Raw genomic sequence first — 26,402 nt, 5'->3', positions numbered from 1 at the left:
ATGAATGCGCTATTACTCCAAACCATTGAAAAGGCTCAAAAGCTTCCTATTTCTCATGAAAGAAAGAGCCTTCTAAATGAATTAATGGGTAAAATAAAGGAGTGTTCCGGCACTCCTACCCTACAGTTCATTTGTACTCATAACTCTCGCAGAAGCCAAATGACCCAGCTCTGGGCCCTAACGGCCGCGCGCTTTTTTGGCTACAACATACGCTCTTTGTCCGGTGGAACGGAAGTAACCCGATTCAATGCCCATGCAGCAGCCTCCTGTCAACGAATGGGCTTTGGCATAGAGCTCATGGACGAGAGTGAAAACCCCAGGTATCGGGTTACCATCGATAAGCAAACCCGGCTGACCATGTACTCCAAGCTTTTCGATCATCCCGACAACCTAAAACACCCCTTCATTGCAGTAATGACCTGTGATGCCGCCTATGAAGCATGCCCTTACATACCGCAAGCCTCAGCCAGAATTCCTCTTACCTATTCAGACCCCAAGGCTTTCGATAACACACCAGATGTGCAATTGGCCTATGACGATACAAACCTGAAAGTGGCCTCTGAAATGCTCTACGTGTTTAGAGAATTACAAAAGGACCAGTCATAAAAACCTATATTTCCTTGCCGGAAATGGCTTATTAGTTGCTAATTTGAAGCATGCCTAGCCTTACCACCATTGCCTTTGACGCAGACGATACGCTTTGGGTCAATGAACCCATTTTCACCGATACCCGCTTAAAATTCGAAGCTATTCTAAGCGCCTATATGACCATTGATTCCGGTTTGGAAAAGGAGCTTTACGCAGTAGAAATACGAAATCTTCAACTATTCGGCTATGGTATAAAAGGTTTTACTCTTTCAATGATAGAAACAGCTTTGGAGCTGACAGACTATGCGCTAAAGGGTCGTGATGTAGAACGTATCATCCGGTTGGGTAAAGAAATGCTCCAACATCCCGTGCAAGTATTACCGGGTGTAGAAGAGGTTCTCGATGAGCTGGAGAATCACTACAGGCTAATGGTTATTACCAAAGGTGATTTGTGGGATCAGGAGAATAAGATTGCAAGGTCTAACCTCGATCGGTACTTTAGCGCAGTTGAAATAGTTAGCGAAAAAGACACTGCCACTTACGCTGCCCTACTTAAAAGACACCAGCTAACAGAAAATGAATTGCTTATGGTGGGCAACTCGCTTAAGTCAGATATAATTCCACTACTCGATCTGGGTGCACAAGCTATTCACATACCCTTTCATGATACCTGGGCACACGAGCAGTTAGGTTCAGCCCAAATAAACGGCTATAAATTTCCGCGGCTGACATCTATTAGCGAATTGCCAGGCTGGCTCAAAGAAAATGCAGGTTACCGGGCCTAACCGAAGCACACAATCATATGGCCTTAACTAATAATAGATTTGCTTGAGTTGAGCTGTTCTAACACCTGTTCCTTATAGTTGCGGCCAATAGGAATTTCTACACCATTCACCTCAACCGCATGGTTAGAGAAAGCTTCGATTTTTTTGAAAGGAACTATAAACGATCGGTGTACTCTTATGAAACAGTCTTCCGGAAGTTTCTCTTCTAAAAATGAGATTTTCTGCAACGAAATTACTTCTCTTCCGGGTAGTTTAATGCGCACATAATCCTTGAGGCTTTCGATATACAGAATGTCTTTCAGGTATACCTTCACCATTTTGCGGTCGGCCTTGAGAAAAATGTGCGGTTCGTCTGTTCTTAATTTGTCGGCCGGTTCTACAGCATTATTTTCTTCTTGTTGCACTTCTACCACCTTATTTACGGCTTTGAGAAAACGGTGAAACGAAACAGGTTTTAGCAGGTAGTCGGCCACATTCAACTCATAGCTTTCGAGAGCATATTCTCTATAGGCCGTTGTAAAAATAATCTGGGCTTCAGGGTTTAGCACTTTCAAGAATTCAATACCATTGAGTTTAGGCATTTGAATGTCCAGAAATATTAAATCGACCGGTTCTTTCTTGAGTACTTCAAAGGCCTTGAGCGCATTATCACATTGCTCCACTAATTCCAAAGCCTCAATTTTCTCTATATGCGATATAATCACCTCTCGGGCTAGCGGTTCATCATCAACTACCAGGCATTTAAGTTTCATTGGTCTAAAAATTCAGTTTCAACACCACCAAAAAAGAGTCTGACGATTCGTGGATATTCAATTCATGCTGCTCCGGGTAAAGTATCTCCAGCCTTCGCTTCACATTTTTGAGCCCAATACCCTCTTTGTAAGAGAAGTGATCTTCCGAATCGGTATGATTACTTTTACTGTTTTCAACCTTTAAGGTTAGGCTTTTGTCTTTTGAGGCTATATCTATCGATATCCACGAGTCTTCCAATTCCTCACTGGCCCCATGCTTAAAGGCATTTTCAACAAAAGGCAAGATGACCAAAGGAGCAATCATTTTCTCTCCGTTTTCTTTAGTCATATTAAAGCTCACATTCAGCCGCTCCCCATAACGAATTTTCTCCAGTTCAATATAGCCTTGCAGTAGTCTTACCTCTTTACTCAAAGGAATTTTATCGGCATTGCACTCATAGAGCATGTAATCGAGCAATTCCGAAAGTTTTAAAACCACCTCTGGAGCATCTTTGCTTCGCTTGAGGGTAAGCGCATAAAGGTTGTTTAGCGTGTTGAACAAGAAATGAGGATGGATTTGAGCTTTCAAGAACTTTAACTCCGCCTCCAGTTTATCCTCTACAAGCTGTTGATTCTTCTTCTGCTCCAAATACCAATACTTGAACCATTTAATCACAACAGCCAGAAACACTACCGGATATATCTTGGTGGTGAATTTTAGAATCTTGCCAATGTTTATGATAGGACTTCGGTAAGTATCTTCCGGCCAAAACAAAGGCTGTTGTACTAACAGATAGCCAATCCAGGCCAGCATGGAAAAGGTAAGAATGAGTACAATTAACCAGCCAAAGAAACGGGCATACCGTTGACGGAACAGGTAAACCGGCATTAATACATAAAGGGTAAGATAGACAGCCGGTAGTTGTACCAAAGCATCAGTAGACTGAATCAGAATTTGCTGCGCATACTTCTCCTCAAAGCTTCCGTAAACAATTCCGAAAAAGAGAATATAAACCGCCCAGAAAACCAGATGCCAGACAATTCTGGGGCTATTGAAAAGGAGATTCTCTAAACGGGGTTTGCTCATAAGACTGGTGAACTCATGTGTTTAAGCACTAAACTTAGGCCATAAGTTTCTAATATTCATACAAATAGACAAACTACACAACTAATGGCACCAAATACACCATTGCTATGACGAGTGACTTCGTAGCCCGTTTTATGCCATTAGACACCAAAACTAAGTCTTTAGTCTAAAAAGCCGCTATTCCCTGAACCTCAGGAAATTATTGGAGTAAAAGCAGCTAACACCCAAGTCAACAACTCAAAATGAAAGCTTTTTTAACTCTTGCGCTTTGTGCAGTTACTCTGAGCCTAACAGCTCAACAAACCGATACAAGAAGTACCTATCAGTACCGAATTACCAAGACTCAATCGCCCATAATAGTCGATGGTTCGGCTGATGAACCGGCCTGGCAACAGGCCGGTAAAATTGACAAACTGATGAACCACTGGCCTTACGATACTGGCGAGGCCGAAGCCCGCACAGAGGTATGGTGCACCTATGACGATGAGTTTATTTACGTGATGGCCAAACTCTACGACAATGGAGATCGGGTGGTTCAGTCGCTCCGAAGAGACAATAGAGAAGCTCACTGGAACAGCGATAATTTCACTTTTATAATTGATCCTTTCAATAACAAGCAGAGTGGTTTCTTCTTTGGCGTAAATGCCGGAGGAGCTCAAATTGAGGCGCTTATGAATGTAGAAAACGGAAACACCAACTTCGATGAGAACTGGGACAACAAGTGGTTTTCGGAGGTAAAGAGCTATGTCGACCACTGGCTGGTAGAAATGGCCATACCTTTTAAAACCCTTCGCTACAATAGCCAGTCTACAGCCTGGGGAGTCAATTTTATTCGAGGGGATATGGAGCGCAACCATTACTCTACCTGGACCCAGTTTCCGCTCAGTTTTGGTGGCGTTGACATCAACTTTATGGGCACTATGCAATGGGATGCTCCACCTAAAAAAGCCGAAGGCAAAGTAGTACTTATCCCTTATCTGGCCGGATCGACTACCAGAGACTTTCAAACCGAAGTGCAGGAAGACTACGAAAGTGAAATTGATGCAGGGCTGGATGCCAAGGTGGCCATTACCAGTTCGCTCAATCTGGATCTGACCCTAAACCCGGACTTCTCCAATGCCGATGTCGATCAACAGGTCACCAACCTCTCCCGTTTCAGTATTTTCTTTCCAGAACGCAGAAACTTCTTTCTGGAAAACGGTGATATATTTTCCAACTTCGGTAGCTGGCAAGTGCAGCCATTCTTCTCCAGAACCATCGGGCTCAACAATGGCCGGCAGGTACCCATAACCTACGGTGCACGGCTCACCGGCAATGTAACAGATAACATGCGTGTGGGAGCCATGAACGTGCAAACCGGATCGACCGAAGAATTGGCCTCAAACAACTACTCGGTATTAGCTGTCCATCAGCGAGTGCTAAGCCGGTCGGTCATTAAGGGAATTTTCATGAATCGAAAAGGCGCAAATGGCGACTATGGCCGAAACGGAGGAATTGAATTTAACTACGTACACCCCTCAGGAAGCTGGAACAATACCCTTAGATACCATTTGGCAGAAACTGAAGAGCAGCTGGGCGACAATCACTATTATGGCATGAGTGGAGGCTATCGCGACAGAAATCTGCGAATGGGTTGGGCTTTAGATGTGGTAGGAAAAAACCACGAAACAGAACTGGGTTTTAACCCACGACTGTACAACTACAATGCAGAAACCAAAGAGGTAACACGTCAAGGCTATGCACACATTAATCCCTGGCTCATGTATAGGTTTCTGCCCGAAAACCCAAGCTCCGCTCTCAACCAACACGGCATACGCACCTGGCATATGGCCTGGTTCAATACAGATGGAAGCCTCAATGAGAGGCGTCATGGGATGGCCTATGATTTTATCTTCAAAAACACTTCTGAGCTCAATTTTAATCGTATGTTTTTTGAAGTAGAACTGCCCGTTCCAACCAATCTGATTGGAGGAGACCGGAACTTACCGGTGGCCAATTACCGGTTCAGCGATAATTTTGTATCCTACTCCAGCGACCGAAGAAAGATTTTCAGCACCGATTTACGCCTTAGCTACGGTAGCTTTTATAACGGTACCAAAACAGGACTCTCCGGTGGACTCAATATGCGGGCACAGCCATGGGGTACTTTTAGTGTAAACTACGACTTCAATAAAGTGAAACTAGCTGAAGGGTTTGGAGAAACCGACCTGCACCTTTTCAGGTTCAACACAGAAATCAGTTTTTCCAACCGTATGTTCTGGACCACTTCCGTACAATACAACTCTCAGGCCGAGAACTACAACATCTTTTCGCGGTTTCAATGGCGCTACAAGCCCATGTCAGACCTGTTCATAGTCTACACCGACAATTACGGAATTGATGGGTTGAACATAAAAAACCGACAGGTAGTGTTTAAGGTTACCTATTGGCTCAATATGTAAGTTTCAACCTTGAAGTGCATAGGGTATGGTCCAGGCTTGGTGGTAATCGTAGAGCAATTGCCCACCTCGAATGGTGAGTGGAGAAGGCACGTTGTTGTGGTACAGCTGGCCCGTACCCAAGCCTTGTGGCAAGAGGTTAGTGTATTGAGCGGTGAACTGCGCAATGGCATTCAAACCTATGTTCGACTCGAGCATGGAGGTCATCCACCAGCCAATCTGCCTTGAGTTTGCCAGATTTATCCACTCACGGCTAGAGCCTATACCTCCTACCAACGATGGTTTTAGAATAATATATTGCGGCCTTATTGTTTCCAGCAAGCGTACTTTTTCCCCTGTGTCATGCACTCCAATCAACTCTTCGTCCAGAGCTATGGGGATTAAATTTGCCTGGCAAAGTTCTGCCATTAGCGACCATTGTCCCGGAGCCACGGGCTGTTCAATGGAGTGAATCTCTAAAGCCGCCAACTCGTGCAAATGGTCATACACGTTGTGAGCATCAAAAGCACCATTGGCATCCACTCTGAGGGTAATTTCACGACTGGTGTAGTGTTTTCGAATAGATTCGAGCAGGCTTAGTTCCGTTGAAAAATCAATGGCGCCAATCTTCATTTTTATGGTACCAAAGCCGGCTTTCAGTTTTTCTTCAATTTGCATTCTCATAAAGCTTTCATCGCCCATCCACACCAATCCGTTAATAGGAATTCTGTTTTTGCCCTTTGCAAAATCATTGTTGAACAGGCAAAAACCGCCTCCCTGAGCGATATCGAGCAAGGCCGTTTCGAGGCCAAAACGGATGGACGGAAACTCGGCAGGAATAACTTGAGAAACAAACTCCAGTACCTCCGGCTCTGTTTCAGGAATATCGTTTCCCTCACAAGCGTTGAGGTATTGCTCTAGTCGATTGGAATAATCCGGAACATAGTCTTTAGAAAGACCTTTCAAAGGGCTGGCCTCTCCCCAACCTACCTGGCCGGTTTCCTGATTAACGGCTTTTATAAACCACGTGGGTTTCTCTGTAAAAGAACCACGCGAAGTACCGGCTTCGAACCGAAACTTTAATACATGAGGAATAACCTGAAACCTAAGTCTCATTGGCCCAAAAGTCTCTTTACATACTTACCAATAATATCAAATTCCAGATTGACCTTATCGCCCACCCGTAGTTCTTTAAAATTGGTATGCTCAAAAGTGTATGGAATAATGGCAACTCTAAAGCTCCCTTGCTGAGAGTTGAAACAGGTAAGGCTGGTTCCGTTAATGCAAATAGAACCTTTTTCAACCGTTACATTCCCCAAAGAAGCATCATAAGCAAAGTCGAACAACCAACTTCCCTCCTGTTCAGCAATGGCCGTAACTGTGCCAATCTGATCCACATGGCCTTGCACCACATGCCCATCGAAACGGCCATTGGCCACCATGCAGCGCTCCAAATTAACCAATGTACCCACTTTCCAATTGCCAAGGGTGGTCTTCTTGAGAGTCTCATCTATGGCCGTTACCCGGTGCACCTTCTCTTTGAGGGCAACCACGGTAAGACAGGTGCCATTGTGGGCCACACTTTGGTCTATTTTTAGTTCGTGGCCAATGGCAGATTCTACATCGAAATGCACATTAGTGCCTTCTTTTTGAATATCAACTACTTGACCAAGGGTTTCAATTATTCCGGTAAACATAGGGCAATGTTAATGAATTAATTCAGAAAAAATTTTCTCTTCAACTCTAATGAAAACAGACATTTTTTTGAATGGTTCTCTGATTTTTGAAATAACTTCGAAGGCTCTATGGTAGACTCTTACAGACACAAAGGCATGAGAAGACAGCTGGTAAAGGTTGTCAGAGAGAAGGGCATTGAGGATGAGCGGGTTTTGGCTGCCATTGGCAAAATACCCAGACATTTTTTCTTTGAAAATGCTTTTCTGGAACACGCCTACGAAGACAAGGCCTTTCCCATTGGGGCCGGGCAAACCATCTCTCAACCTTACACGGTAGCTTTTCAGTCGGAACTTCTACAAGTACAACCAGGCGACAAGGTGTTTGAAATTGGCACCGGTTCGGGTTATCAGGCCATAGTGCTGCTGGAACTTGGGGCCGATGTATACACCATTGAATACCAAAAGGAGCTCTATGAGCGAACCAGGCGATTTTTGCCCTCCATGGGTTATAAACCCAATTTTTTCTTTGGCGATGGCTCCAAAGGATTACCCCGGTATGCCCCTTACGACAAGATAATTGTTACGGCAGGTGCGCCTACTGTGCCCGATGCGCTCATTGATCAACTACGCGTTGGCGGTGTACTGGTTATTCCTGTGGGCGATGCCAAAACCCAACGTATGCTCCGCATTACAAAAACAGCCGAAAATAAGGTGAGAACAGAATCGTTCGACAACTTTAAGTTTGTGCCATTGCTGGGCGCTGATGGATGGCGAAAGTAAGTATTCAAAGGCTACTTCCTGAGGTACTTATCGGGCAAAGGAAACTGAGGGTTTTCTCCCATCCACATTACGCTCACAATCCACCATCGTTTTCCATCGTTGAGCAACTGAATGCTATTAATGCCGCGCATAAATGGCTCCTTGTCACTGGCAGACCTTCGTGTTTCATAGGTGCTGAAAACGTGGGCAATAGTGCCATACTCTTCTACCCTTCGGCCAATTTCCGTTTCATAAAAACCTGAGCGTTCCAGGGCCGGCCCGTTGGTCTGAATGTACTCATCTACCGACCACCACCTGTACACTAAATCACCTTGCTGATTTTTGCCGGAAGGAATAAGTCTGCCCTCTGGTATGAACAGGCTTTTCATGCGTTCCCAGTCACGCTTTTCACCAGCGGGGCCTGAAATAACATCATATAAGGCCGTAAGAATAGCGTCCATAGACGCTACGTCTTCCGGCTTGGCGGTTTGAGCCCGGCTAGAAAAACCTATGGCACAAAAAAGGAATAGATAGGCTACTTTTTTCATGATGGTTGAAGATTATCCAGAAGCTAAATATAGTAATATAGCCAATGTGGTACTTGCTAAATATCAGGCATACACACGCTCAAGCACTCTCTTGGAGCAATCAATTAGGGCTTCTTAGCTGCCTGTGCCTCTTCCGAGCGTTTAAATCCATGAGTTATCTGCCCCCAGAAGGTTTTAGGAAACCTTTTGATTCCGGGAAAACCCAGCTTTATGGATTTGCCGGAGTGTGGTATGTAAGCCGTTCCAAAAATATAATCCCACACACTAAGCGTAAGGCCAAAGTTCACTCCCCGTGCTCTTTCGGCAGGTAAGTCGTGGGCATGGTGCCACATGTGCATGTTAGGGTGATTGAAGATGTATTTTAAGGGACCCAGTTTCACCCGAATATTGGCATGGTTCCAGTGCCCTACCGCCAGTGTGAACATGTGTACAAAGAAAAAGTCGTCAATACCAAAACCAATCATAGCCAGCGGAATGTATTCAATGGTTCTGTACACTACTGTTTCCATCCAATGATACCTCAGATGAGCCGCAAAGCCCATTTCTTCTACCGAGTGGTGCACCTTGTGGTATTCCCAAAGCCAGGGCACGTAGTGCAGTAATCTGTGGGTCCACCATTGTACAAAGTCTCTAATCACAAACAAGGTTAGCAACTGCAAGCCCACAGGCCAGGAGGCAATTTCTAGAGCTACTATATTGGAAAGACCAAAAACAGCCAGTAAATCATTGAAGGCATTGACAACAACTTCGGAAAGCGCATTGAAAACAATAAGCGAAAAGAGGAAAAAGTTAAAGAACATGTAAAAGGCATCGAGCCAAAAGTCTTTTCTAAAGCGGGGCTGGTTTTCGCGCCAGGGTCTGAGCCACTCCCAGAGCAAAAAAAAGGCAGAAATAAGAATTAGCGCCCAAAAATAGTTTTGCCACCAGGGTTTGTAATCGTACTGAAAGGTGATCTCTTGCCACAAGTACTGAGCATAGCCACGGTATGCATTAGCAATTATTTCCAAATACTTCTCCACAATTAGCCGCTTTAAACCCGCTGTTAAACTAAACTCTAACCAATGGTAAGAATAACTTTTTTTCCTAAGGGTTAATTCACTTGGTTACATCTAAATTTCAAATTTATCAATTCTATGAAAGTCACCCGCATTTTAAGACCGTCAGCCGCATTGCTGGCCGCGGCCTTTCTGCTTCTGACCACTACTCATGTAGATGCTCAACGCAGAAACCGGGACAAGCAGGACACTCCCCCTGAAAGTCCCAAGCAAGAAGCTCCTAAAAAAAATGAAAAAACATACGAATCGGTTGTAAAAGGCCTGAAAGCCGATGATGGCCTCTTCAAGGTATATCAGAACGATGAGAAGATTATGTTTGAAATCCCGAAGTCGGAGCTCAACAAAGACATGCTCTGGATTACCCGGCTGGTTTCCAGTCCTGAAAACCTAAGTCCGTTTTTAGGTTCGGGATGGAAAATGAACGAGCAGGTGGTACAGTGGCAGGAAATAAAAGGTCGAATTTACCTGAAATCGATCTCTTATAACAATGTGGCCGACAGCACAGACGCCATTTATAAATCGGTAGCCGACAATAACTTTGCGCCTATTATTGGCTCTTTTAAAATTGAAGGACAACCAAAAGACTCTTCGGCCTACCTTATTGATATTACCGGCTTTTTCAATCAAGACACCAGAGCCATTAGCGCCCTGAGCTCGGGCTTGAGAAGCCAGCTGCAAATAAGAAGACTGGAAAATGACAAAAGCTACGTTGAATCGGTAAAGTCATTCCCCATTAATATAGAAGTACGCCAGGTAATGACGTACGATGCCGGCAGGCCTCCTTCCAACGAATCGGCCGGAGTAATTTCCATGAAGGTGAGCCAATCGATGGTTAAACTCCCTGTATACCCCATGATGCCCCGGTTGGCCGATGAGCGTGTAGGCTGGTTCACCGTAGGCAATATCAACTACAGCTCCGATGCACTCAAAGGCGATCAGGTGAGTTTTCTCAAACGTTGGAGACTAGAGCCAAAAGACCCGGCCGCCTATGCCCGTGGAGAACTGGTGGAGCCTGTAAAACCGATTGTCTACTACCTTGATCCGGCTACTCCTGAAAAATTCAGGAAATGGTTCAAGCTGGGAATAGAAGATTGGCAGGTTGCTTTTGAAGCAGCCGGATTTAAAAATGCCATAATTGCCAAAGACCCTCCCAGCAAAGAAGAAGACCCCGACTGGAGCCCCGAAGACGCCCGCTACTCTACAGTGCGTTACATTGCCAGTATGACCCGAAATGCAGTAGGCCCCAGCACTGCCGACCCCAGAACCGGAGAAATTATTGAAAGCGACATTATCTGGTTTCACAACCATCTGCGGTCTTACCGCAACTGGTACATGATTCAGACCGGAGCGGCCAACCCGAGGGCCCGCACCCTCAACACACCCGAAGATGACATTGGAGAAATGATGCGTGCCGTAATTGCCCACGAAATAGGCCATGCCCTCGGACTCCCCCACAACATGAAGGCCAGTTCTGCCTACCCTGTTGAGTCACTTCGAAACCCGGAGTTTGCTGAAGAGTATGGTGTTGCTCCTACCATCATGGATTATGCTCGGCTTAACTACATTGCTCAGCCGGGCGATGGAGTAACACGGTTTATACGAAAAATAGGACCATACGATAAATACGTGATTAACTGGGGCTACCGGGTAATTCCCGGTGCAAATAGCCCGGAGGCCGAAACCAATACTCTCGATCGGTGGATTTTAGAAAAGGCCAATGATCGTATGTTCCGCTTTGGATCTAGCAATGGCTCAAACCCTGAGGCTCAAACCGAAGACCTGGGAGATAACTCCATGAAGGCAAGCGCCTATGGTATGGAAAACTTAAAGAAAGTAGTACCCAACCTTTTGGAGTGGACCACTACTGCCGGTGAAAGCTATGATGACACTCAAGAAATTTATGGCGAAATAATTGGCCAGTGGAGAAGGTTTGTAGGCCATGTAATCACCAACATTGGAGGTGTAACAGAAAACCTAAAATCGACCGATCAGCAGGGAGCTGTTTTTGAGGTTGTTCCGGAGAGCCAGCAAACTGAGGCCGTGAACTGGCTAATGAAATATGCTTTTGCTACTCCTGATTGGCTTTTAGATGAGAATCTGTTGCGAAAGCTGGAAGACTTTGGGGCAGTGAACCGTATCAGAAGTACACAGTCATCGTTCCTCAACTCTGTACTAGACCCTGTGCGCATGCAACGCCTGATTGAGGCCGAAGCTTTCAAAGGTCGCAATACCTACACCATATATCAATTGGTGACCGATGTACGCCAAGGACTCTTTACTGAGTTGGCTTCCGGTGCTCCTATTTCTACTTACCGAAGAAATTTGCAACGAGCCTTTGTGGAGCGAATGGAATATTTGTTAAAAAATGAAGCCAGTTCTTTCCAGGCCAGGGAGGTCAACATCTCACAGTCCGACATTCGACCGGTGGTAAAAGCCGAATTGAGAGCTCTGCTGAGAGACATTGGATCGGCCAGAGGAAGATATACCTCTGACCGGGCAGGAAACCTGCACTTGGCTGACCTGAAAGATAGAATAGAAGAAATTTTAGACCTGGATAACTAAATTGAAAAAGGAAGGTTCCGTACGAACCTTCCTTTTCACCTCATTCCAAGAATCAACTAATTCCAGAATCCAAGAGAGCACCAAAAACACCGGGCTTAAACTGTTGACCATTGAGGAGAATAGATACCAACCAAACCCACCTCAATAGAACCTTTCCAAACACATTGGAGCAACAGCAGACAAATGCTTTTAAGACACTCTCTCTATTGACACAACCAAAACCATGAGTCAACGCAGAATGGCTCTTAATTGAGCAATTCTACGATGGACCTCATGCTAAGTGCTTTATTATAAATCACGACCTCATCGAGCAAGCCTTCAAACGTGCGAAAATCGAAACGCTCTGAATGCCCAATGGTTAAATTGGCCGGATTGTATTGCTCCGGTATAGTGTATGTATATGCATTGTGGGCTTCTAAAATGCCATCTACCCAAACCTGCCATTGGCTATCGGCAGTCATTACGGCAACCACATGGTGCCATTCGTTATCATCTACAGTAGTGCGGCTAAGCCCGCTGCTTCGCATCAGCTGGCTGCCATCTCTGCCCTCAAATTGCAGGTGGCCATTGGTAAGCAACAACCGAAAACCGAAGTCGGCCGAACGGCCCGCATACTGCTCTACTATAATCATCTGAGTATCTTGCTTCTTAGGAGCCTTAAACCAAAGGCTAAGGCTTAGCTCATTGGTTTTAAACTTCTGGTTAGGTGGCAGCTTAATTCGCTCATGCCCAATCAAATGCAGTGCTCTGCCAGCAGCTCCACTTCTGTCTCTTTCAAACTGAGGCCGGGCATTAAACTCAATCGCTGTATTCACATTGGCATCGTCACGGAGCATTCCGTCAAACCGCAGGCTATGCAACACCCCCCTTACCTTTATGTAATCCTTCATTACTTTGGTGTCTGTACTCTCCCCGTCTGATACTGTAATAGTTACATCGTACACCCCGGCTTTGGCATAATACACTTCGGGGGTTGCTCCTGTGGCCCGGTTGGGCAATCCTTGTTCAAAACTCCAGCTCCAAAAGTTAGGGTGGCCTTTAGACCTGTCCATAAACTTTACCTTCTGGCCTTGTTCAACCGTAAGTTGTTCTGCCTCAAAGTCGGCAAAAACCCTTAGGTTCTGCCCGTTTGGGGTACCACTTCCGGATGTAAACCAAAGAGAAGTAAGAAAAATAGCAGAAGAAAATAACCACTTCATAGCCCTAGTGTATAGTCTTCAATTTGCTAAGAATATGGCCCAAATACCCAAGTGTTTAGCCATCGAAAGGAATAAGTAGACAGTTGCCTTTTTTTACTTAATAAGTGTTTCGTTCCAGGTCTTTAGCAACTGCATGAGATTGTCTTTTTTTCGAACCGAAACGGGCAATATCTGGCCATTGTCCATCACAAGAAGTCCTCCTTCGCTACGCTCGAACCGCTTGATGTGTTGAATATTAACGAGGTATGAGTGATGTATGCGCAAAAAACGGTCTCCCTCCAGAATACCCTCATACGCTTTCAGGTTCTTAGATACCAGTATTTCGGAGCCATCGGCCAGAGTAAAACGGGTATAACTACCCTCAGCCCCACACCAAAGAATATCGTTCACTTTCACCAGATAAATACTCTCAGAATCAGTAAGAACTATTTTTTCAGGAAGCTGATTAGCTTTGTTCAACCGGTCTTCCAATACTTTTAGCTGGGCCTCAAGGTCTTTTACCAGACTAAATTGCTCTGCCTTGCGCACTGCATTTACCAAATCTTCCGGATCTATGGGCTTAAGCAAAAAATCAAGCGCACTGCATTGAAAAGCATCTATGGCATATTTGTGATGAGCCGTAATGAAGATCACCTGAGTTTCTAGCTTTTTGAATGAACGAATAAGGTCTATACCCAAACCATCACCAAGTTCTACATCTAAAAACATGAGCTCTGGTTGGTTTTGTAAAATTTGTTCTTTGGCAGTCGCTACACTATTGGCCTCACCGGCAACCACCACCTTGGGGCAATAAGTAGCCAGCATCTGTTTCAGCCCTTCCCTAATGCTTTTCTCATTGTCTATTATGAGTGTTTTCATGCTTAAAATTGTATTGGAATCTCAAAAATCACCTCTGTTCCCACCACTTCATTGGTTTCATTAAGCCTGTCTTTTACCACAAACGAGATATTCTTTTTTAGCTGTCTTTTCAGTAATTCAATTCTATCGCGGGTAATCTTAGTAGCCAGCGAAACATGTTCCTTGTTTTGCCTGAGTGCAGCCGAACGGCTAAGCCCCACACCGTTATCTTCTACCTTAAAGAGCATGGTATCCCCTTTCTGTTGAAATGAGATGGCTATAAGCCCATTTTTAATACTGGAGATACCGTGTTCAAGTGAGTTTTCAATGAATGGCTGGGCAAACATAGGAGGTATTTTTATTTCAGAGAGATGGTCTTCTACATTTACATCGAGCGTATAGTCAAAGGCACTTTCGAACCTTACCTTTTGCAAATCCAGGTAATGGCGAAGTGTAACTATCTCCTCTTCCAGGGATACAAAATCTTTCCGGCTGTTTTCCAGAATGCGTCTCATCAGTTTAGCAAACTTAGAGAGGTACTCAAGCGCATGGCTACCTTGCCCCTGATTGATAAGGAAAAGCTGAATGGAAGAAAGTGCATTGAAAAGAAAGTGGGGATTGAGTTGAGTGCGAAGCAATTCGTTTTGTGCTTTTTGCTGGGCAATTTTCTCTTTTTCTACCCTGCGCTTAAAGAAATAAACCAACCATAACACCAGCAGTAGGCCTGCAACAACAATGGCTCCTATCATGAGGTTTCGAAACCTCAGTTTCTGTGCGGTTTGGGCCTGAAGCAACTCCAGGTTTTCCAAAGCCGCCTGCTTTTTATCGGTTTCATAGGCAATCGCTAGCTTTTCCAGCCGCTCATTCACGGCTATTCGGCTTAGACTATCTTCCAAAAAACTAAGCCTTTGCTGATGGTGCAGTGCCTGCTTAAAGTCATTGAGATAGCTGCTAAGCTCTACCAACCATTTTAAGGTGCGTTGCTCATTGTCTACCGCTCCATACTCAATAGCCAGAAGTCGGCTCTTTTCGGCATAAGACAGGGCCTCTACTGCATTTCCAAGGGCAAACAAAGCCTTACTCCTTGTCAAATAAGAAGTGATAAGAAAGCCGGTTTCACCAATAGGCAATACGGCCTGTTCCAAATCTTTAGCATAAGCAATAGTCTGACTGAAGTTCCCTTTCAACAGATGAGCCACACTCAGGGCATTGAGGCAGCTCCAATAGAGTGAGGTCTCGTCAAGTTCAATGGCCAAATGGTAAGCCTCCTGCCCAAAATAAAGTGCCGAGTCGGCCTGTTCCAGACGGCCGTACACATTGCTCAGGTTTAGGGCAGCTGTCAAAACCTGCTTTTTATCGGCTATTTGTTGGGCTATGGCATAAGACTCTTTGTAGTAAGTTGTCGCTTCCATATCGCGCCCCAACTGCGCATAACAAACCGCCAGAGCATTTATAGAAGCCGCCTGCAAAGAAAGGCTCTCCATGGCTCTGGCCATAGAGAGAGCATCCTGAAAGTAGTAGACTGCCGAATCGAAATCATCGAACCGAAAGGAAAGGTTACCCTTAAAATAGACAAACCTAACCTCCTTTTCTTCATCGCGCCATTCGCGAGCCGTGGCAATGGTTTCATCAAGCAACCGGGTGGCTTCCTGGCGCATTTCCTGATACTTAAAGTGTAGAAACCAAATGTTACGTGCCTGAAAATAGGGAGCGTTCAACTCCTGTTCATAAGCTCTCCTTTCAATGACCGAAAGTCTACGCTCAAAACTCTCAAAATCGTTGATAGTGGTAGTATCATCGGCATAATTAAAGGTAAAAATAACCCGATAGAGACTATCGAGCTCCTTCATCATGGCCTCTTCGGTAGTTTCCTGACCCAGCAGAGGAAAACCGCCTAAAAAAAGGCTTGCCGATAAGCACAAATACCACACGCGCATTGGTACCATCCTATTAAAGTAAAACAAACCTGTGAAAAATGGGCACATGAAGAGCCTAAGATTGATAAGTGTTGGGTGTTGCTGAATAATTGCAAGCCAAGCGCAGTGCTACACATTGACCCTCAAAACGATTATGCTACCACTCTCATATTTGATTTTGAAATCAAATGGCGATTCACTTAACTTATCTGCTTGAATTAAATACTAAACTAAATTGCTAAATATGAAATCACTCCGAAAGTTATGTCTTCACGCTGTGTTGCTGCTTTCCATGTCGGTGATCGCATTGAGTAGCAGGGCACAAAGCGACCCCACCGGAGAGTCGGCCGTAACCCGCACCTATGCCTTGACCAACGCCACGGTAATAACCAAACCGGGCACCGAATTGAAAGAAACAACCGTGGTCATTAAAGACGGTCTTATTGTTCGTGTGGGTAAGAATGTACCCATTCCGGCAGAGGCTCAGGTTATAGATGCCTCCAAACTATACGTTTATGCGGCTTTTATAGACGGTATGTCGAATACCGGTGCCAAAAGACCTGAAAACCCGGAAAGACCTCAAAACCTATTCACTCCCGATCCGCCCAATGAATATGCGGGAATAACCCCAGAAAACAGTGTTATTGCCCAACTGGATGTGACCAACTCCAGCATTGGAAGCCTGAGAGAAGCCGGTTTTGCCATTTCGCACGCAGTGCCTTATGGACGAATGCTACCGGGAAGCACAGCTCTTATTCTATTGAACGATGCTGAGCATCCGGACGAAATTATTCTAAAGAAAGATGTGGCTTTATTTGCTCAGTGGATTGGAGCACCCGGTGCCTACCCTGGCAATATTTTGGGTATGATGGCCAAATGGAGAAACCTCTACCGAAATGCCGAACAAGATAAAAAGCACTTTGAGCTATATGCCGAGAATCCGGCAGGGCTTCCGAGACCGGAAAACGACCGAGTTAGCCAGGCGTTCTTCCCGGTAATTGCTAAGCAAAAGCCCGTTATGTTCAATGTAGATGGTGTGCTGGATGCACGTAGAGCCATGCGACTACAAAAAGACCTTGGTTTTCCTCTTATGGTGGCCGGTGTTGAGCAAGCCTGGGAGTTGACCAACGAAATTAAAAGCAGCAATACACCATTGTTCCTTTCGCTCGATGTTCCCGATGAGCCTAAAGATGCCAAAGAAGACGATAAGTCGGCCGAAATGAAAGCCCTTGAAGCCCGCAGAATGGAATTCTACAAGATTCATGTTTCTCAGGCTGCTAAACTTTCAGAAGCCGGAATTCCCTTTGGCTTCTCAGTAGGCAACGTAAGAGCCAACGCTGTACTCAAAAATGTAAGGACCTATATTGAAAATGGCCTTTCGGAAGATGCTGCTCTGGCCGCACTCACCACCAATCCAGCTTCAATATTTGGTATTTCTAACATTGCCGGTACAGTAGAGCAAGGCAAACTAGCCAACCTATTGGTAAGTACTGCTCCTATCTTTAGCAAAGATGCTCAGGTAAAACTGATGTTTGTTGATGGCGACAAGTTCGAGTATGAAACCAAAGAGTCTAAAGGTAATGGCCGTAACACCAACAACAATGCTGCTACAAGCAACGATCCTCTGGCCGGATCGTGGTCTTACACATTAGAAACCCCTCAGGGCGACCAGGGTGGTAAAATGGTGATCAGCCGTGAAAATGGAGCCTACTCCGGCTACCTGACCAGCGATGACGGAAGCCCTGACAACACCATGAACAACATTAGCTACAGAAACAATGAGTTGGCTTTCGATTTCACCATCGATGCTGGCGGTCAGTCTGTAGAAATTGTGGTAGTTGGCACTATCAACGGAAAAACCTACGATGCAACTGCAACTGTCTCATTTGGTGGACAGGATTTTAGCATGAACCTTACAGCGACCAAAGACGAGCAATAATGAACAGAACTATGAAAACTAAAAATATACTGGTATCCCTCCTCCTACTAGTAGGCTTCACCGCCTGGGGGCAGCAGGTACCAAAAGGTGACGTATTGTTCAAAGGTGGTACAGTACTCACCGTAACCAACGGTACTCTCGAAAACACCGATGTGTTGGTAAGAGATGGAAAAATTGCCAGAATAGGCAAAGGACTAAGAGCTCCAAATGGAGTGGAAACCATTGATATTACAGGCAAATACCTTATGCCGGGTATTATTGATGCCCACTCTCACATTGCCGGTTCGGCCATCAACGAAGGCACAAGCCAGGTAACTTCTGAAGTAAGCATGGAAGATGTGGTAGACCCTTACGATGTATCCATATACAGAGCCCTGGCCGGAGGTGTGACAAGCATTCACCTGATGCACGGATCAGCCAACGTAATCGGTGGTCAAAATGAAACCATGAAGCTCCGTTGGGGACTTACCGACCCCGATCAGTTACGTTTTGAAGGAGCTCCGAGAACCATCAAGTTTGCACTTGGAGAAAACCCAACAAGAGGTGGTAGAGCACGTGGTATTCAACCACAGAGTAGAATGGGTGTTGAGAACATGCTGCGTACCTCTTTTCAGCAGGCTGTAGAGTACAAGAAGAAATGGGAAGCCTACAGAGCCGATAAGAATCCAAGAAAAGTAGCTCCTGAATACGACCTCAGGCTACAAACTTTGGTAGACATTCTGAATGGAGACGTACTGGTACACTGCCACTCTTACAGAGCCGATGAGATTTACATGCTACTGAAAGTATTCTCTGACTTTGGCATTCCGAAAATCACCTTCCAGCATGCCAACGAAGCTTACAAAGTAGCTCCAGAACTTGCTGCCTTTGGTGCCAGTGCTTCCGTATTTGCCGACTGGTGGGCATACAAGCTTGAAGTATATTACTCAACTGCTTACAACGCAGCCATTCTTACCGAAAATGGAGTACTTACTTCCATTAACTCCGATTCAGGAGAACTTATCCGTCACCTGTTTCACGAAGCCGCCAAGACTCAGAAGTACGGTGACCTATCGGACGATGAAGCCCTTGCACTCATTACCCTCAACCCTGCCAAGCAATTGGGTATTGACAACCGTGTAGGCTCAATAGAAGTAGGCAAAGATGCAGACATTGCCATATTTGAAGGCCATCCGCTTTCAGTATACGCCATTCCGCAAATGACTTTTGTAGACGGTGTAAAGTATTTTGATAAAGCCAACGACAAAGCTGACCAACGCATTTATGTAGACCCGGAATCTTCTATTGAGAAAATCACCATTTTCGATAGAGAAGATCAGCACAGATGCATGGAAGGAGCCAACTTTATCAACTTTGAAGATTTATTTTCTAACCAAAAATGATAGAAGACATGAAAAAACTTAGAAAGCTGTTTTCTGCATTGTTAATGCTCGCCATCATCCCACTTCTGTCATTTGGTCAGGAAGATGATCAGGTAATGAAAGCCCGAAATGGCAAATTTGCATTGACCAATGCCAAAATTTATACCGTAACCAACGGTATTATTGAAAATGGTACAGTGGTAATTAACAATGGAATTATTGAAGCCGTTGGAGCCAATGTACAGATTCCGAACGATGCGGAAGTGATTGATTGCGGAGGTAAAGAAATTTACCCGGGCATGATTGACGGTGGAACCACTCTGGGCCTTGCCGAAATTGGAAGTATTGCCGAAGCCAACGACTACCGTGAGTACGGAGAGTTAACACCTCAGATGCAGGCGCTTACGGCTGTAAACCCTAACTCGGTAGCCATTCCGGTAACCCGCGTGAGTGGAGTAACAACTGTATGGACAATGCCGCAAGGTGGCTTTTTGCCGGGTACTGCAGCAGCCATTAATCTTTTTGGCTATACGCCAGATCAGATGTATGCCGGACAAAGAGGCATTGTAATGAACTACCCCTCTACCGGGGCAGGAAGACGCTGGAGAAGACTTTCGGAAGACGAACTGAAGAAACGTCAGGAAAGAGCGCTCAAGCAGGTTAACGATACCTGGGATAAGGCTGAGCTTTATGCCAAACTTCAAAATGCCGATGACTTACGTAACTACCCTGAAATAGAAGCTTTGGTTCCTGTGGTAAAAGGTGAAATGCCTTTATTCATTGAGGTAAATGCGGCCGAAGATATACTCAATGCCATTGAGTGGGTTAAGAAAAGAGGCTACAAAAAAGTGATTCTAACAGGCGTTTCAGAAGGCTGGAGAGTAGCCGATGAAATTGCCAAGGCCGGTCTTCCGGTAATCACCGGCCCTGTACAGGCTATACCTACAAGAGAATCTGACAACTACGATGCCGCTTACGCCAATCCCGGAATTATGTCTAAGGCAGGAGTTAAAGTAGCGCTTAGAACCATGGAGTCTGAGAACGTTAGAAATCTCCCCTACCATGCCGGTTTTGCTGCTGCATACGGAATGGGACGCGAAGAAGCATTGAAAGCCATTACTATCAATGCAGCCGAAATCCTAGGCATTAGCGACCAGGTAGGATCTATTGAAGTAGGCAAGAAAGCCAACATCTTTGTAGCTACTGGCGATCCGTTCGAAACAGCAACTAAGATCACAGACTTGTTCATTGATGGCTTCAAAGTACCAATGACTTCTCGTCAAATCAGGCTTTACGATGAGTTCCTGAACAGAACTCCGGGTGTAGACAAAACCAAGCCGGTTATCGATATTAAAAAGAAATAACCAACCCTTACTTACAGCTAAAGAGGCTGTTTCAGAGTTTTTACCTGCGCGGTAAGGCTTTGAATACAGCCTCTTTTTTATTCATAACAGGCTTACTGGCTTAAGTCGATTGGCGTATGTTTCCTCATTTTGCTACCATTTTTGTCTTTATCAATCGCGCCTATAAGGCATAGCGAAAACACAGTTTATCGCTCAAGTTGTCTGCCTACTTCTGTGTGAACCGACTAAGTAATCCTAATAAATAAGTTAACTTGTTCAACCCAAGCTTAGCATACTATGGCCCACAACCCAAACATTAAAGGAATTGAACCTGTACTTCCCACCACCGATATTGGTCGGGATCTTAGTTGGTACGAACAGTATACCGGTTTCACCTATGCCTTTGGAGACCACATGTATACTGGTATGGTGCGCGACCAGCTCTGTATTCATTTGCAATGGCATGCCGATACCCCTGAAGACCCACTACTGGGCGGTTCGGTCGTCAAGATATTTGTAAAAGACATTCAACCCTGGTACGAAGAGTTTCTGGAGCGCAACACTATTAATGAAGACAGTCTCCGAAAAAACACACCCTGGGGCACCCACGAGTTCGGTTTCTTCGACCTGAATAAAAATGCATTGTTTATTGTACAAGACCTTTAAAAACATAAGCCTTGAAAGAAGTCATTCAGCAATTCTACCAGTCGTTTCAACAGCTCGATGCTGAAGGAATGGTCAAATGCTACCACAAAGAGGTTGTCTTTGAAGACCCCGCTTTTGGCAGGCTTGAAGGCGTGCGAGCTGCCAATATGTGGCGCATGCTTTGCGATAGTCAGAAAGGCAGGGACTTTGCCATAAAGTATACCAAAGTAACGGAAGACTCAGCCTACTGGGAAGCCTTCTACACATTTAGCCCTACAGGCCGAAAGGTTCACAATAAAATTATTGCTCAGTTTGAATTCAAAGAGGGGCTCATCGTAAGGCATACAGATTTTTTCGACTTACACCGCTGGGCTAAACAAGCCATGGGTTTTAAAGGAGCTATACTTGGCTGGTCAGAATATTTCAAGAAAAAACTACGACAACAAACCCATCGCATGTTGGAGAAATACGAGCAGAGGCATTCCTAATTTTCCACTATCGGTTCACGTTTGGTGTCCAACTTCTTTAATTTCAACGCACAAAAACTATCCAATTATGAGAAAACTACTTTTTGCTATCACAGCTTTCTCCCTGGTCTTTACACAGGCCTGGGCGCAAGGCAATGTGGTAGACCAGATTATCAAAGAAGCCAACGATAATTCTATGCTCGAGCAATTGGCTTATGAACTGCTCGATAAAAATGGCCCGCGCCTGGTGGGAACTCCCCAAATGCAAAACGCTCATGAGTGGGCTGTTAATCGCTACAACGGCTGGGGAATTAGTGCCAGAAACGAGCAATGGGGCGAGTGGAGAGGCTGGGAACGCGGCATTACCCACGTAGACCTTATTGAGCCGCGTGTAAAAACCCTCGAAGCCATGCAACTGGCCTGGAGCCCTCCTACCAATGGAATTGTGGACGCTGAAGTAACAGTTATACCAAACGTTCAAAATGAAAGCGAATTTAAAAACTGGCTTAAGACCGTAAAAGGCAAGTTTGTAATGATAGACATGGCCCAGCTTTCTGGCCGACCTGACTATAACTGGGAAAAATGGGGCACCAAAGAGTCTATTGAAAAGATGGAAGCCGATCGCAGAGACGCCATGCGCGCCTGGGGTGAGCGAATCAGAAACACAGGGTACAACAGCCGGGAGTTACCGGGCGTATTGGAAGAGGCCGGAGCCGCAGGAATTCTTATATCCAACTGGTCCAGAGGATTTGGAGTAAACAAAATCTTTGGTGCGCGTACCAAAAGCATTCCTACCATAGACATTGGCTTGGAAGACTACGGAACACTTTTTAGAATGGTTGAGTATGGTGATGTACCAAAAATTAGAGTGGAGGTAACCAATAAAGACCATGGTACAGTACCTACTTACAATACTATGGCAGAGATAAAAAGCGCGGTAAACCCCGATCAATATGTTATGCTTTCTGCCCACTTCGATTCGTGGGATGGAGGTACCGGAGCCACCGACAATGGTACCGGCACAATCATAATGATGGAAGCCATGCGAATTCTCAAAAAAGTATACCCTAACCCTAAGCGCACCATTTTGGTAGGGCATTGGGGTAGTGAAGAACAAGGACTAAACGGTTCAAGCTCATTTGTAGAAGATCATCCTGAAGTAGTAAAGGGTCTACAAGCACTCTTTAACCAAGACAACGGTACCGGCCGGGTAGTAAACATTAGCGGACAAGGCTTTTTGCATGCCTATGAGTTTATTAACCGCTGGTTAGAACCTGTACCACGCTCTATTAGCAACGAAATTAACACCAACTTCCCGGGAGCTCCGGGTGGTGGAGGCTCAGATTATGCCTCGTTTGTGGCAGCCGGAGCACCAGGCTTTAGCCTTAGTTCACTGAGCTGGGATTATGGCACCTACACCTGGCATACTAACCGTGACACTTATGACAAGGTGGTATTTGATGACGTAAGAAATAATGTTATTCTCACGGCTATTTTGGTTTACATGGCTTGTGAAGACCCTGAGTTCTTCCCGAGAGATAAGGCCGAATTAGGCACTAACCCTAGAACCGGGCAACCAAGAGAATGGCCATCGCCAAGAAAACCTACCCGAAAAGGAGGCAACGACTAGGCATACAGCTAAACTAAAAAGAGGTTGTCTCAAAAGTTTAAGTTCGCAACACCAAGCGGCAAACTTCTGGGGCAACCTCTTCTTTTTAAGTCAATTACAACCCTATAGTCTTGGTCTGTGTCTTAAAAAGTATGAAAAAAGCCTTAATACTTATACTGTTGTTAAGCCTGTCTTATGGTTGTGAAAAAAGTGTCTTCCCTGTTTGCGAAGGCATAGACCTGGAAAATAGCTCCTGGCTTCAGGATAAAATAGAGGAGCTGGAAAACTCAGGCATGAACGAGTACAATTACATTCAAAAAGCCACTTATCAGGGGCAGCTCGTACTCCTGTTTGGCAACTGTTGTCCTATGTGTGGATCTATATTTTCCGTTTATTCATGTGAGGGTACTCTCATAGGCCATATTGGCAATGAAATAATGATAGATGACCTTCAGAACCCCACCCTACTTTGGAAAGCGTCAGACTCACAATGCACCTTCTAAACTTCTTTACTTTGCACTTACCATCTCAAAAATAAATTCATCACACACGAATAACTCCCCTCTATCTCCCCCAAAGGGTTTGATGACATCATTGGCCTTTACCAACATGAAATTCACCATCCTGCTATGAACCATGAACTCTAAATCATCAACATCAAACTATAAACCATGAACCGTAAACCTTAAACATTCCCCCCTCAACCACCAACTCCAACATTAAAATGGAACCCGAGTTCAAAAAAATGCATTAGGTAGTTCAGTAATATGCATCCTCTCAGAGCTCATATAGAAGAACTCATTCCACTCAGCGATAAGGAATTCGAATTTATACTCAGTCATTTCTCTCATGTAAAAAAGCGCAGGCACCAATACCTAGTGCAGGAAGGAGACATAGCCGACAAAGAATTCTGGATTGCGGAGGGTTGTGTTCGCAGCTATTTTCTTGGAGAAGATGGTAAAGAACATATCCTACAATTTGGTATGGAAAACTGGTGGATTACCGACTACGAGTCTTTCGTATTGCGAGCACCTTCCAAAACATCTATTGACTGCATGGAAGATGTTGAACTCTACTCTATAAGCCACGAAAACCGTGAAAAGCTCACCTCAGAAATGCACAAAATGGAGCGTTTTTGGGCAAAGAAAAGCAAGCTAGGTCGCATTGCTTTGCAAAATCGTATTCTTTCCATGATGAAGAACACAGCCAAAGAGCGCTATGAACTCCTTCTAAGTCAGTATCCTCAACTACTACAGCGAGTGCCCAAAAAGCACATAGCCTCCTATCTGGGAGTATCTCGGGAAACATTGAGTCGCCTGAACGACTGAAAACCTGTGATATACATCACTCCTAAATGGTGACCTGGCTCCTGTGGTGTCTTACCCTCTCTAGTGAACTTTGCTCCAAAACAAGTTCAATTATAAGTAAGCTAATATGCCATACGTAAACATTCAGGTTACTGACGAGAATGTAACCAAAGAGCAAAAACTGCAACTCGTACAGGGAGTTACACAACTTTTGGTCGATGTACTCGACAAAAATCCGGAAACTACCCACATAGTCATTCAAGAAGTTCCGGTAGATAACTGGGGAGTTAGAGGAAACCTTTATTCAACACTTAAAAAACAAAAGTAAGATGGGTACTAAACGAATAATTATTACCGGGGCTTCAACCGGAATTGGCAAAGCCATTTCCCAATATTTTCTGGACCGAGGGCACCAGTTGGTTATAAATTCAGCCAACGAAGAACGGCTACTCAATACTGCCAGAGAATTGGGCACAAACCGTGTGCAAACCGTAGTTGGCAACATAGCCGAACGAGAGGTAGGCCAAAGGCTGGTAGATACTGCCGTGAACACTTTTGGAGGGGTTGATGTCTTAATCAATAATGCCGGGGTATTTGCTCCAAAGCCTTTTCTGGAAGTCACAGAAGACGATTTGGAACATTACATGGCTATTAACCTAAAGGGTACCTACTTTACTTCGCAGGCAACAATTAGGCAAATGCTGGCTCAAGGCACCGGGGGCGCCATAATAAACAATGGTACCGTTCTGGTTGACCATGCCATTGCAGGATTTCCTTGCTCGGCACCTCTTGTTTCCAAAGGAGCTATTCATACCCTTACGAGACATCTAGCAGCAGAATTTGGAAAAGACAACATACGTGTCAATACCATTGCTCCAGGAATAATCCGCAGTCCACTTCAGAGTAAAATTGGCGTTGAAGATGCCGATAGTCTGGCAGGATTACACTTGCTCAACCGAATTGGCGAAGCTGAAGAAGTAGCCGAAGCTGCCTACTATTTGGCTTTTTCAGGATTTGTAACTGGTGAAACATTAAACCTAAGTGGTGGCCATTCTATTGGCCACGCCATCTAAACCATTCATTTTATGTACAAAGAAAACATTCAATCAGTTGTAGAGGTCATTGAAAACTACTTTGATGGCCTCTTTACAGGCGATATCCAAAAATTAAAGCAGGTATTTGATAGTCGTGCCTGGCTTTATGGGAATATTAAGGGCACCCCCTATGAAAAAAACCTGGAGGAGTACTTGGAAGCGGTAAAAAGCAGAAAAAGCCCTGAAAGTCTTGGAGAGAGCTTTGCCATGGAAATACTGGCTGTTGAGGTGCTGGATAATGTAGCCACCGCCAAAGTTCGCATACCCATGCTTGGGTTTAACTACTATGACTTTTTATCTCTGGCTTGTTTCAACAATCGGTGGTTAATTGTCAATAAACTTTTTGTTCATGTAGAATAACTAGCCTATCAGGAAGACTCGGGGGACAAGCACTCCTCCGGGCTTCTTGGATTGAAATCATCCGCACTTGTCTGAGAATTGGTGCGGTACGCTCTGAACCTTTATCAATCAAACTCA

The 26,402-nt window shown here is 44.9% G+C and carries 25 protein-coding genes; 16 read left to right on the top strand and 9 right to left on the bottom strand.

The annotated features are described in order from the left end of the window. Together IE164_RS15030 and IE164_RS15025 are read left to right on the top strand one after the other, a co-directional pair. Window positions 1–606, top strand: a complete 606-nt coding sequence (locus IE164_RS15030) for a low molecular weight phosphatase family protein (protein WP_189631072.1) — start codon at window positions 1–3, stop codon at window positions 604–606. Between the two features lie 50 nt (window positions 607–656). Next, window positions 657–1,373 carry an HAD family hydrolase gene (locus IE164_RS15025; RefSeq protein WP_189631071.1) on the top strand — a complete coding sequence of 239 codons (717 nt, stop codon included), beginning with the start codon at window positions 657–659 and terminating at the stop codon, window positions 1,371–1,373. 23 nt (window positions 1,374–1,396) lie between these two features. Here IE164_RS15025 and IE164_RS15020 read toward each other — a convergent pair whose 3' ends face one another. Continuing rightward, complete coding sequence (locus IE164_RS15020; RefSeq protein ID WP_189631070.1) at window positions 1,397–2,125, bottom strand: LytR/AlgR family response regulator transcription factor; 729 nt, start codon at window positions 2,123–2,125, stop codon at window positions 1,397–1,399. 4 nt (window positions 2,126–2,129) lie between these two features. Then, window positions 2,130–3,191 carry a sensor histidine kinase gene (locus tag IE164_RS15015; protein WP_189631069.1) on the bottom strand — a complete coding sequence of 354 codons (1,062 nt, stop codon included), beginning with the start codon at window positions 3,189–3,191 and terminating at the stop codon, window positions 2,130–2,132. A 242-nt stretch (window positions 3,192–3,433) separates the two neighbouring features. Here IE164_RS15015 and IE164_RS15010 point away from each other — a divergent pair, with 242 nt between their 5' ends. Next, the gene (locus tag IE164_RS15010) at window positions 3,434–5,632 is read left to right on the top strand and encodes a DUF5916 domain-containing protein (protein WP_189631068.1); all 2,199 of its coding nucleotides are present in this window, start codon (window positions 3,434–3,436) and stop codon (window positions 5,630–5,632) included. Between the two features lie 3 nt (window positions 5,633–5,635). Here the strand turns inward: IE164_RS15010 and IE164_RS15005 are convergent, their stop codons facing one another. Both IE164_RS15005 and IE164_RS15000 read right to left on the bottom strand, forming a co-directional pair. Beyond that, window positions 5,636–6,724 (bottom strand): o-succinylbenzoate synthase, encoded by a 1,089-nt coding sequence (locus IE164_RS15005; protein WP_189631067.1) that lies wholly within the window; start codon window positions 6,722–6,724, stop codon window positions 5,636–5,638. After that, complete coding sequence (locus IE164_RS15000; protein WP_189631066.1) at window positions 6,721–7,305, bottom strand: riboflavin synthase; 585 nt, start codon at window positions 7,303–7,305, stop codon at window positions 6,721–6,723. Before IE164_RS15000 ends, IE164_RS15005 begins: the two co-directional genes overlap by 4 nt. 108 nt (window positions 7,306–7,413) lie before the next feature. On the opposite strand from IE164_RS15000, the gene IE164_RS14995 reads away from it, so the two are divergent. Next, complete coding sequence (locus IE164_RS14995; protein ID WP_189631065.1) at window positions 7,414–8,064, top strand: protein-L-isoaspartate(D-aspartate) O-methyltransferase; 651 nt, start codon at window positions 7,414–7,416, stop codon at window positions 8,062–8,064. A gap of 11 nt (window positions 8,065–8,075) precedes the next feature. Here IE164_RS14995 and IE164_RS14990 read toward each other — a convergent pair whose 3' ends face one another. Both IE164_RS14990 and IE164_RS14985 read right to left on the bottom strand, forming a co-directional pair. Beyond that, window positions 8,076–8,591: a hypothetical protein gene (locus IE164_RS14990; RefSeq protein ID WP_229838714.1), complete on the bottom strand. Its 516-nt coding sequence runs from the start codon at window positions 8,589–8,591 to the stop codon at window positions 8,076–8,078. A gap of 104 nt (window positions 8,592–8,695) precedes the next feature. Then, window positions 8,696–9,610 carry a sterol desaturase family protein gene (locus tag IE164_RS14985; protein ID WP_189631064.1) on the bottom strand — a complete coding sequence of 305 codons (915 nt, stop codon included), beginning with the start codon at window positions 9,608–9,610 and terminating at the stop codon, window positions 8,696–8,698. Between the two features lie 114 nt (window positions 9,611–9,724). On the opposite strand from IE164_RS14985, the gene IE164_RS14980 reads away from it, so the two are divergent. Next, window positions 9,725–12,208: a zinc-dependent metalloprotease gene (locus IE164_RS14980; protein ID WP_189631063.1), complete on the top strand. Its 2,484-nt coding sequence runs from the start codon at window positions 9,725–9,727 to the stop codon at window positions 12,206–12,208. A 245-nt stretch (window positions 12,209–12,453) separates the two neighbouring features. Here IE164_RS14980 and IE164_RS14975 read toward each other — a convergent pair whose 3' ends face one another. From IE164_RS14975 to IE164_RS14965, 3 genes are all read right to left on the bottom strand, one after another. Further along, window positions 12,454–13,407, bottom strand: coding sequence for a LamG-like jellyroll fold domain-containing protein (locus IE164_RS14975; RefSeq protein WP_189631062.1), 954 nt, complete (start codon window positions 13,405–13,407; stop codon window positions 12,454–12,456). Between the two features lie 93 nt (window positions 13,408–13,500). Further along, entirely contained in the window at window positions 13,501–14,265 is a 765-nt protein-coding gene (locus tag IE164_RS14970) for a LytR/AlgR family response regulator transcription factor (protein ID WP_189631061.1), read from the bottom strand. Between the two features lie 2 nt (window positions 14,266–14,267). After that, window positions 14,268–16,181 carry a tetratricopeptide repeat-containing sensor histidine kinase gene (locus IE164_RS14965; RefSeq protein WP_189631060.1) on the bottom strand — a complete coding sequence of 638 codons (1,914 nt, stop codon included), beginning with the start codon at window positions 16,179–16,181 and terminating at the stop codon, window positions 14,268–14,270. 223 nt (window positions 16,182–16,404) lie between these two features. Here IE164_RS14965 and IE164_RS14960 point away from each other — a divergent pair, with 223 nt between their 5' ends. The 11 genes from IE164_RS14960 (at window position 16,405) to IE164_RS14910 (ending at window position 26,285) form a co-directional block, all read left to right on the top strand. Further along, window positions 16,405–18,099 carry an amidohydrolase family protein gene (locus tag IE164_RS14960; RefSeq protein WP_189631059.1) on the top strand — a complete coding sequence of 565 codons (1,695 nt, stop codon included), beginning with the start codon at window positions 16,405–16,407 and terminating at the stop codon, window positions 18,097–18,099. Window positions 18,100–18,110: 11 nt separating this feature from the next. Continuing rightward, window positions 18,111–19,481 carry an amidohydrolase gene (locus tag IE164_RS14955; protein ID WP_189631058.1) on the top strand — a complete coding sequence of 457 codons (1,371 nt, stop codon included), beginning with the start codon at window positions 18,111–18,113 and terminating at the stop codon, window positions 19,479–19,481. 8 nt (window positions 19,482–19,489) lie between these two features. Then, a complete protein-coding gene (locus IE164_RS14950; RefSeq protein ID WP_189631057.1) occupies window positions 19,490–20,824 on the top strand; it encodes an amidohydrolase family protein in 1,335 nt (444 codons plus the stop codon). Window positions 20,825–21,100: 276 nt separating this feature from the next. Beyond that, window positions 21,101–21,469, top strand: a complete 369-nt coding sequence (locus IE164_RS14945) for a VOC family protein (protein ID WP_189631056.1) — start codon at window positions 21,101–21,103, stop codon at window positions 21,467–21,469. 11 nt (window positions 21,470–21,480) lie between these two features. Continuing rightward, window positions 21,481–21,936, top strand: a complete 456-nt coding sequence (locus tag IE164_RS14940) for a nuclear transport factor 2 family protein (RefSeq protein ID WP_189631055.1) — start codon at window positions 21,481–21,483, stop codon at window positions 21,934–21,936. A 67-nt stretch (window positions 21,937–22,003) separates the two neighbouring features. After that, a complete protein-coding gene (locus IE164_RS14935; RefSeq protein WP_189631054.1) occupies window positions 22,004–23,545 on the top strand; it encodes a M20/M25/M40 family metallo-hydrolase in 1,542 nt (513 codons plus the stop codon). A 131-nt stretch (window positions 23,546–23,676) separates the two neighbouring features. Next, a complete protein-coding gene (locus IE164_RS14930) occupies window positions 23,677–24,027 on the top strand; it encodes a hypothetical protein (RefSeq protein ID WP_189631053.1) in 351 nt (116 codons plus the stop codon). A gap of 264 nt (window positions 24,028–24,291) precedes the next feature. Continuing rightward, the gene (locus IE164_RS14925) at window positions 24,292–24,852 is read left to right on the top strand and encodes a Crp/Fnr family transcriptional regulator (RefSeq protein ID WP_189631052.1); all 561 of its coding nucleotides are present in this window, start codon (window positions 24,292–24,294) and stop codon (window positions 24,850–24,852) included. 106 nt (window positions 24,853–24,958) lie between these two features. Beyond that, window positions 24,959–25,159: a tautomerase family protein gene (locus IE164_RS14920; RefSeq protein ID WP_189631051.1), complete on the top strand. Its 201-nt coding sequence runs from the start codon at window positions 24,959–24,961 to the stop codon at window positions 25,157–25,159. A 1-nt stretch (window position 25,160) separates the two neighbouring features. After that, window positions 25,161–25,904 (top strand): SDR family NAD(P)-dependent oxidoreductase, encoded by a 744-nt coding sequence (locus IE164_RS14915; protein ID WP_189631050.1) that lies wholly within the window; start codon window positions 25,161–25,163, stop codon window positions 25,902–25,904. Window positions 25,905–25,916: 12 nt separating this feature from the next. Then, window positions 25,917–26,285, top strand: coding sequence for a nuclear transport factor 2 family protein (locus IE164_RS14910; RefSeq protein ID WP_189631049.1), 369 nt, complete (start codon window positions 25,917–25,919; stop codon window positions 26,283–26,285). Window positions 26,286–26,402 lie beyond the last annotated feature (117 nt).

Origin of the sequence: Roseivirga thermotolerans, assembly GCF_014653175.1 — a bacterium.
GTDB lineage: Bacteria > Bacteroidota > Bacteroidia > Cytophagales > Cyclobacteriaceae > Roseivirga > Roseivirga thermotolerans.
The sequence above is the reverse complement of the archived record's forward strand: the minus strand, read 5'-3'. Positions and strand labels throughout refer to the sequence as shown.

Bases quoted from the DNA above. Each gene is read 5' to 3' on its own strand.
- IE164_RS14970 (WP_189631061.1), bottom strand. From the start codon at position 14,265: ATGAAAACACTCATAATAGACAATGAGAAAAGCATTAGGGAAGGGCTG.
- IE164_RS14990 (WP_229838714.1), bottom strand. From the start codon at position 8,591: ATGAAAAAAGTAGCCTATCTATTCCTTTTTTGTGCCATAGGTTTTTCT.
- IE164_RS14920 (WP_189631051.1), top strand. From the start codon at position 24,959: ATGCCATACGTAAACATTCAGGTTACTGACGAGAATGTAACCAAAGAG.
- IE164_RS14950 (WP_189631057.1), top strand. From the start codon at position 19,490: ATGAAAAAACTTAGAAAGCTGTTTTCTGCATTGTTAATGCTCGCCATC.
- IE164_RS14915 (WP_189631050.1), top strand. From the start codon at position 25,161: ATGGGTACTAAACGAATAATTATTACCGGGGCTTCAACCGGAATTGGC.
- IE164_RS14925 (WP_189631052.1), top strand. From the start codon at position 24,292: ATGCATCCTCTCAGAGCTCATATAGAAGAACTCATTCCACTCAGCGAT.
- IE164_RS14995 (WP_189631065.1), top strand. From the start codon at position 7,414: ATGGTAGACTCTTACAGACACAAAGGCATGAGAAGACAGCTGGTAAAG.
- IE164_RS15000 (WP_189631066.1), bottom strand. From the start codon at position 7,305: ATGTTTACCGGAATAATTGAAACCCTTGGTCAAGTAGTTGATATTCAA.
- IE164_RS15015 (WP_189631069.1), bottom strand. From the start codon at position 3,191: ATGAGCAAACCCCGTTTAGAGAATCTCCTTTTCAATAGCCCCAGAATT.
- IE164_RS14975 (WP_189631062.1), bottom strand. From the start codon at position 13,407: ATGAAGTGGTTATTTTCTTCTGCTATTTTTCTTACTTCTCTTTGGTTT.
- IE164_RS14910 (WP_189631049.1), top strand. From the start codon at position 25,917: ATGTACAAAGAAAACATTCAATCAGTTGTAGAGGTCATTGAAAACTAC.
- IE164_RS15030 (WP_189631072.1), top strand. From the start codon at position 1: ATGAATGCGCTATTACTCCAAACCATTGAAAAGGCTCAAAAGCTTCCT.
- IE164_RS14935 (WP_189631054.1), top strand. From the start codon at position 22,004: ATGAGAAAACTACTTTTTGCTATCACAGCTTTCTCCCTGGTCTTTACA.
- IE164_RS14960 (WP_189631059.1), top strand. From the start codon at position 16,405: ATGAAATCACTCCGAAAGTTATGTCTTCACGCTGTGTTGCTGCTTTCC.
- IE164_RS14945 (WP_189631056.1), top strand. From the start codon at position 21,101: ATGGCCCACAACCCAAACATTAAAGGAATTGAACCTGTACTTCCCACC.
- IE164_RS15025 (WP_189631071.1), top strand. From the start codon at position 657: ATGCCTAGCCTTACCACCATTGCCTTTGACGCAGACGATACGCTTTGG.
- IE164_RS15020 (WP_189631070.1), bottom strand. From the start codon at position 2,125: ATGAAACTTAAATGCCTGGTAGTTGATGATGAACCGCTAGCCCGAGAG.
- IE164_RS14965 (WP_189631060.1), bottom strand. From the start codon at position 16,181: ATGCGCGTGTGGTATTTGTGCTTATCGGCAAGCCTTTTTTTAGGCGGT.
- IE164_RS15010 (WP_189631068.1), top strand. From the start codon at position 3,434: ATGAAAGCTTTTTTAACTCTTGCGCTTTGTGCAGTTACTCTGAGCCTA.
- IE164_RS14955 (WP_189631058.1), top strand. From the start codon at position 18,111: ATGAAAACTAAAAATATACTGGTATCCCTCCTCCTACTAGTAGGCTTC.
- IE164_RS15005 (WP_189631067.1), bottom strand. From the start codon at position 6,724: ATGAGACTTAGGTTTCAGGTTATTCCTCATGTATTAAAGTTTCGGTTC.
- IE164_RS14980 (WP_189631063.1), top strand. From the start codon at position 9,725: ATGAAAGTCACCCGCATTTTAAGACCGTCAGCCGCATTGCTGGCCGCG.
- IE164_RS14930 (WP_189631053.1), top strand. From the start codon at position 23,677: ATGAAAAAAGCCTTAATACTTATACTGTTGTTAAGCCTGTCTTATGGT.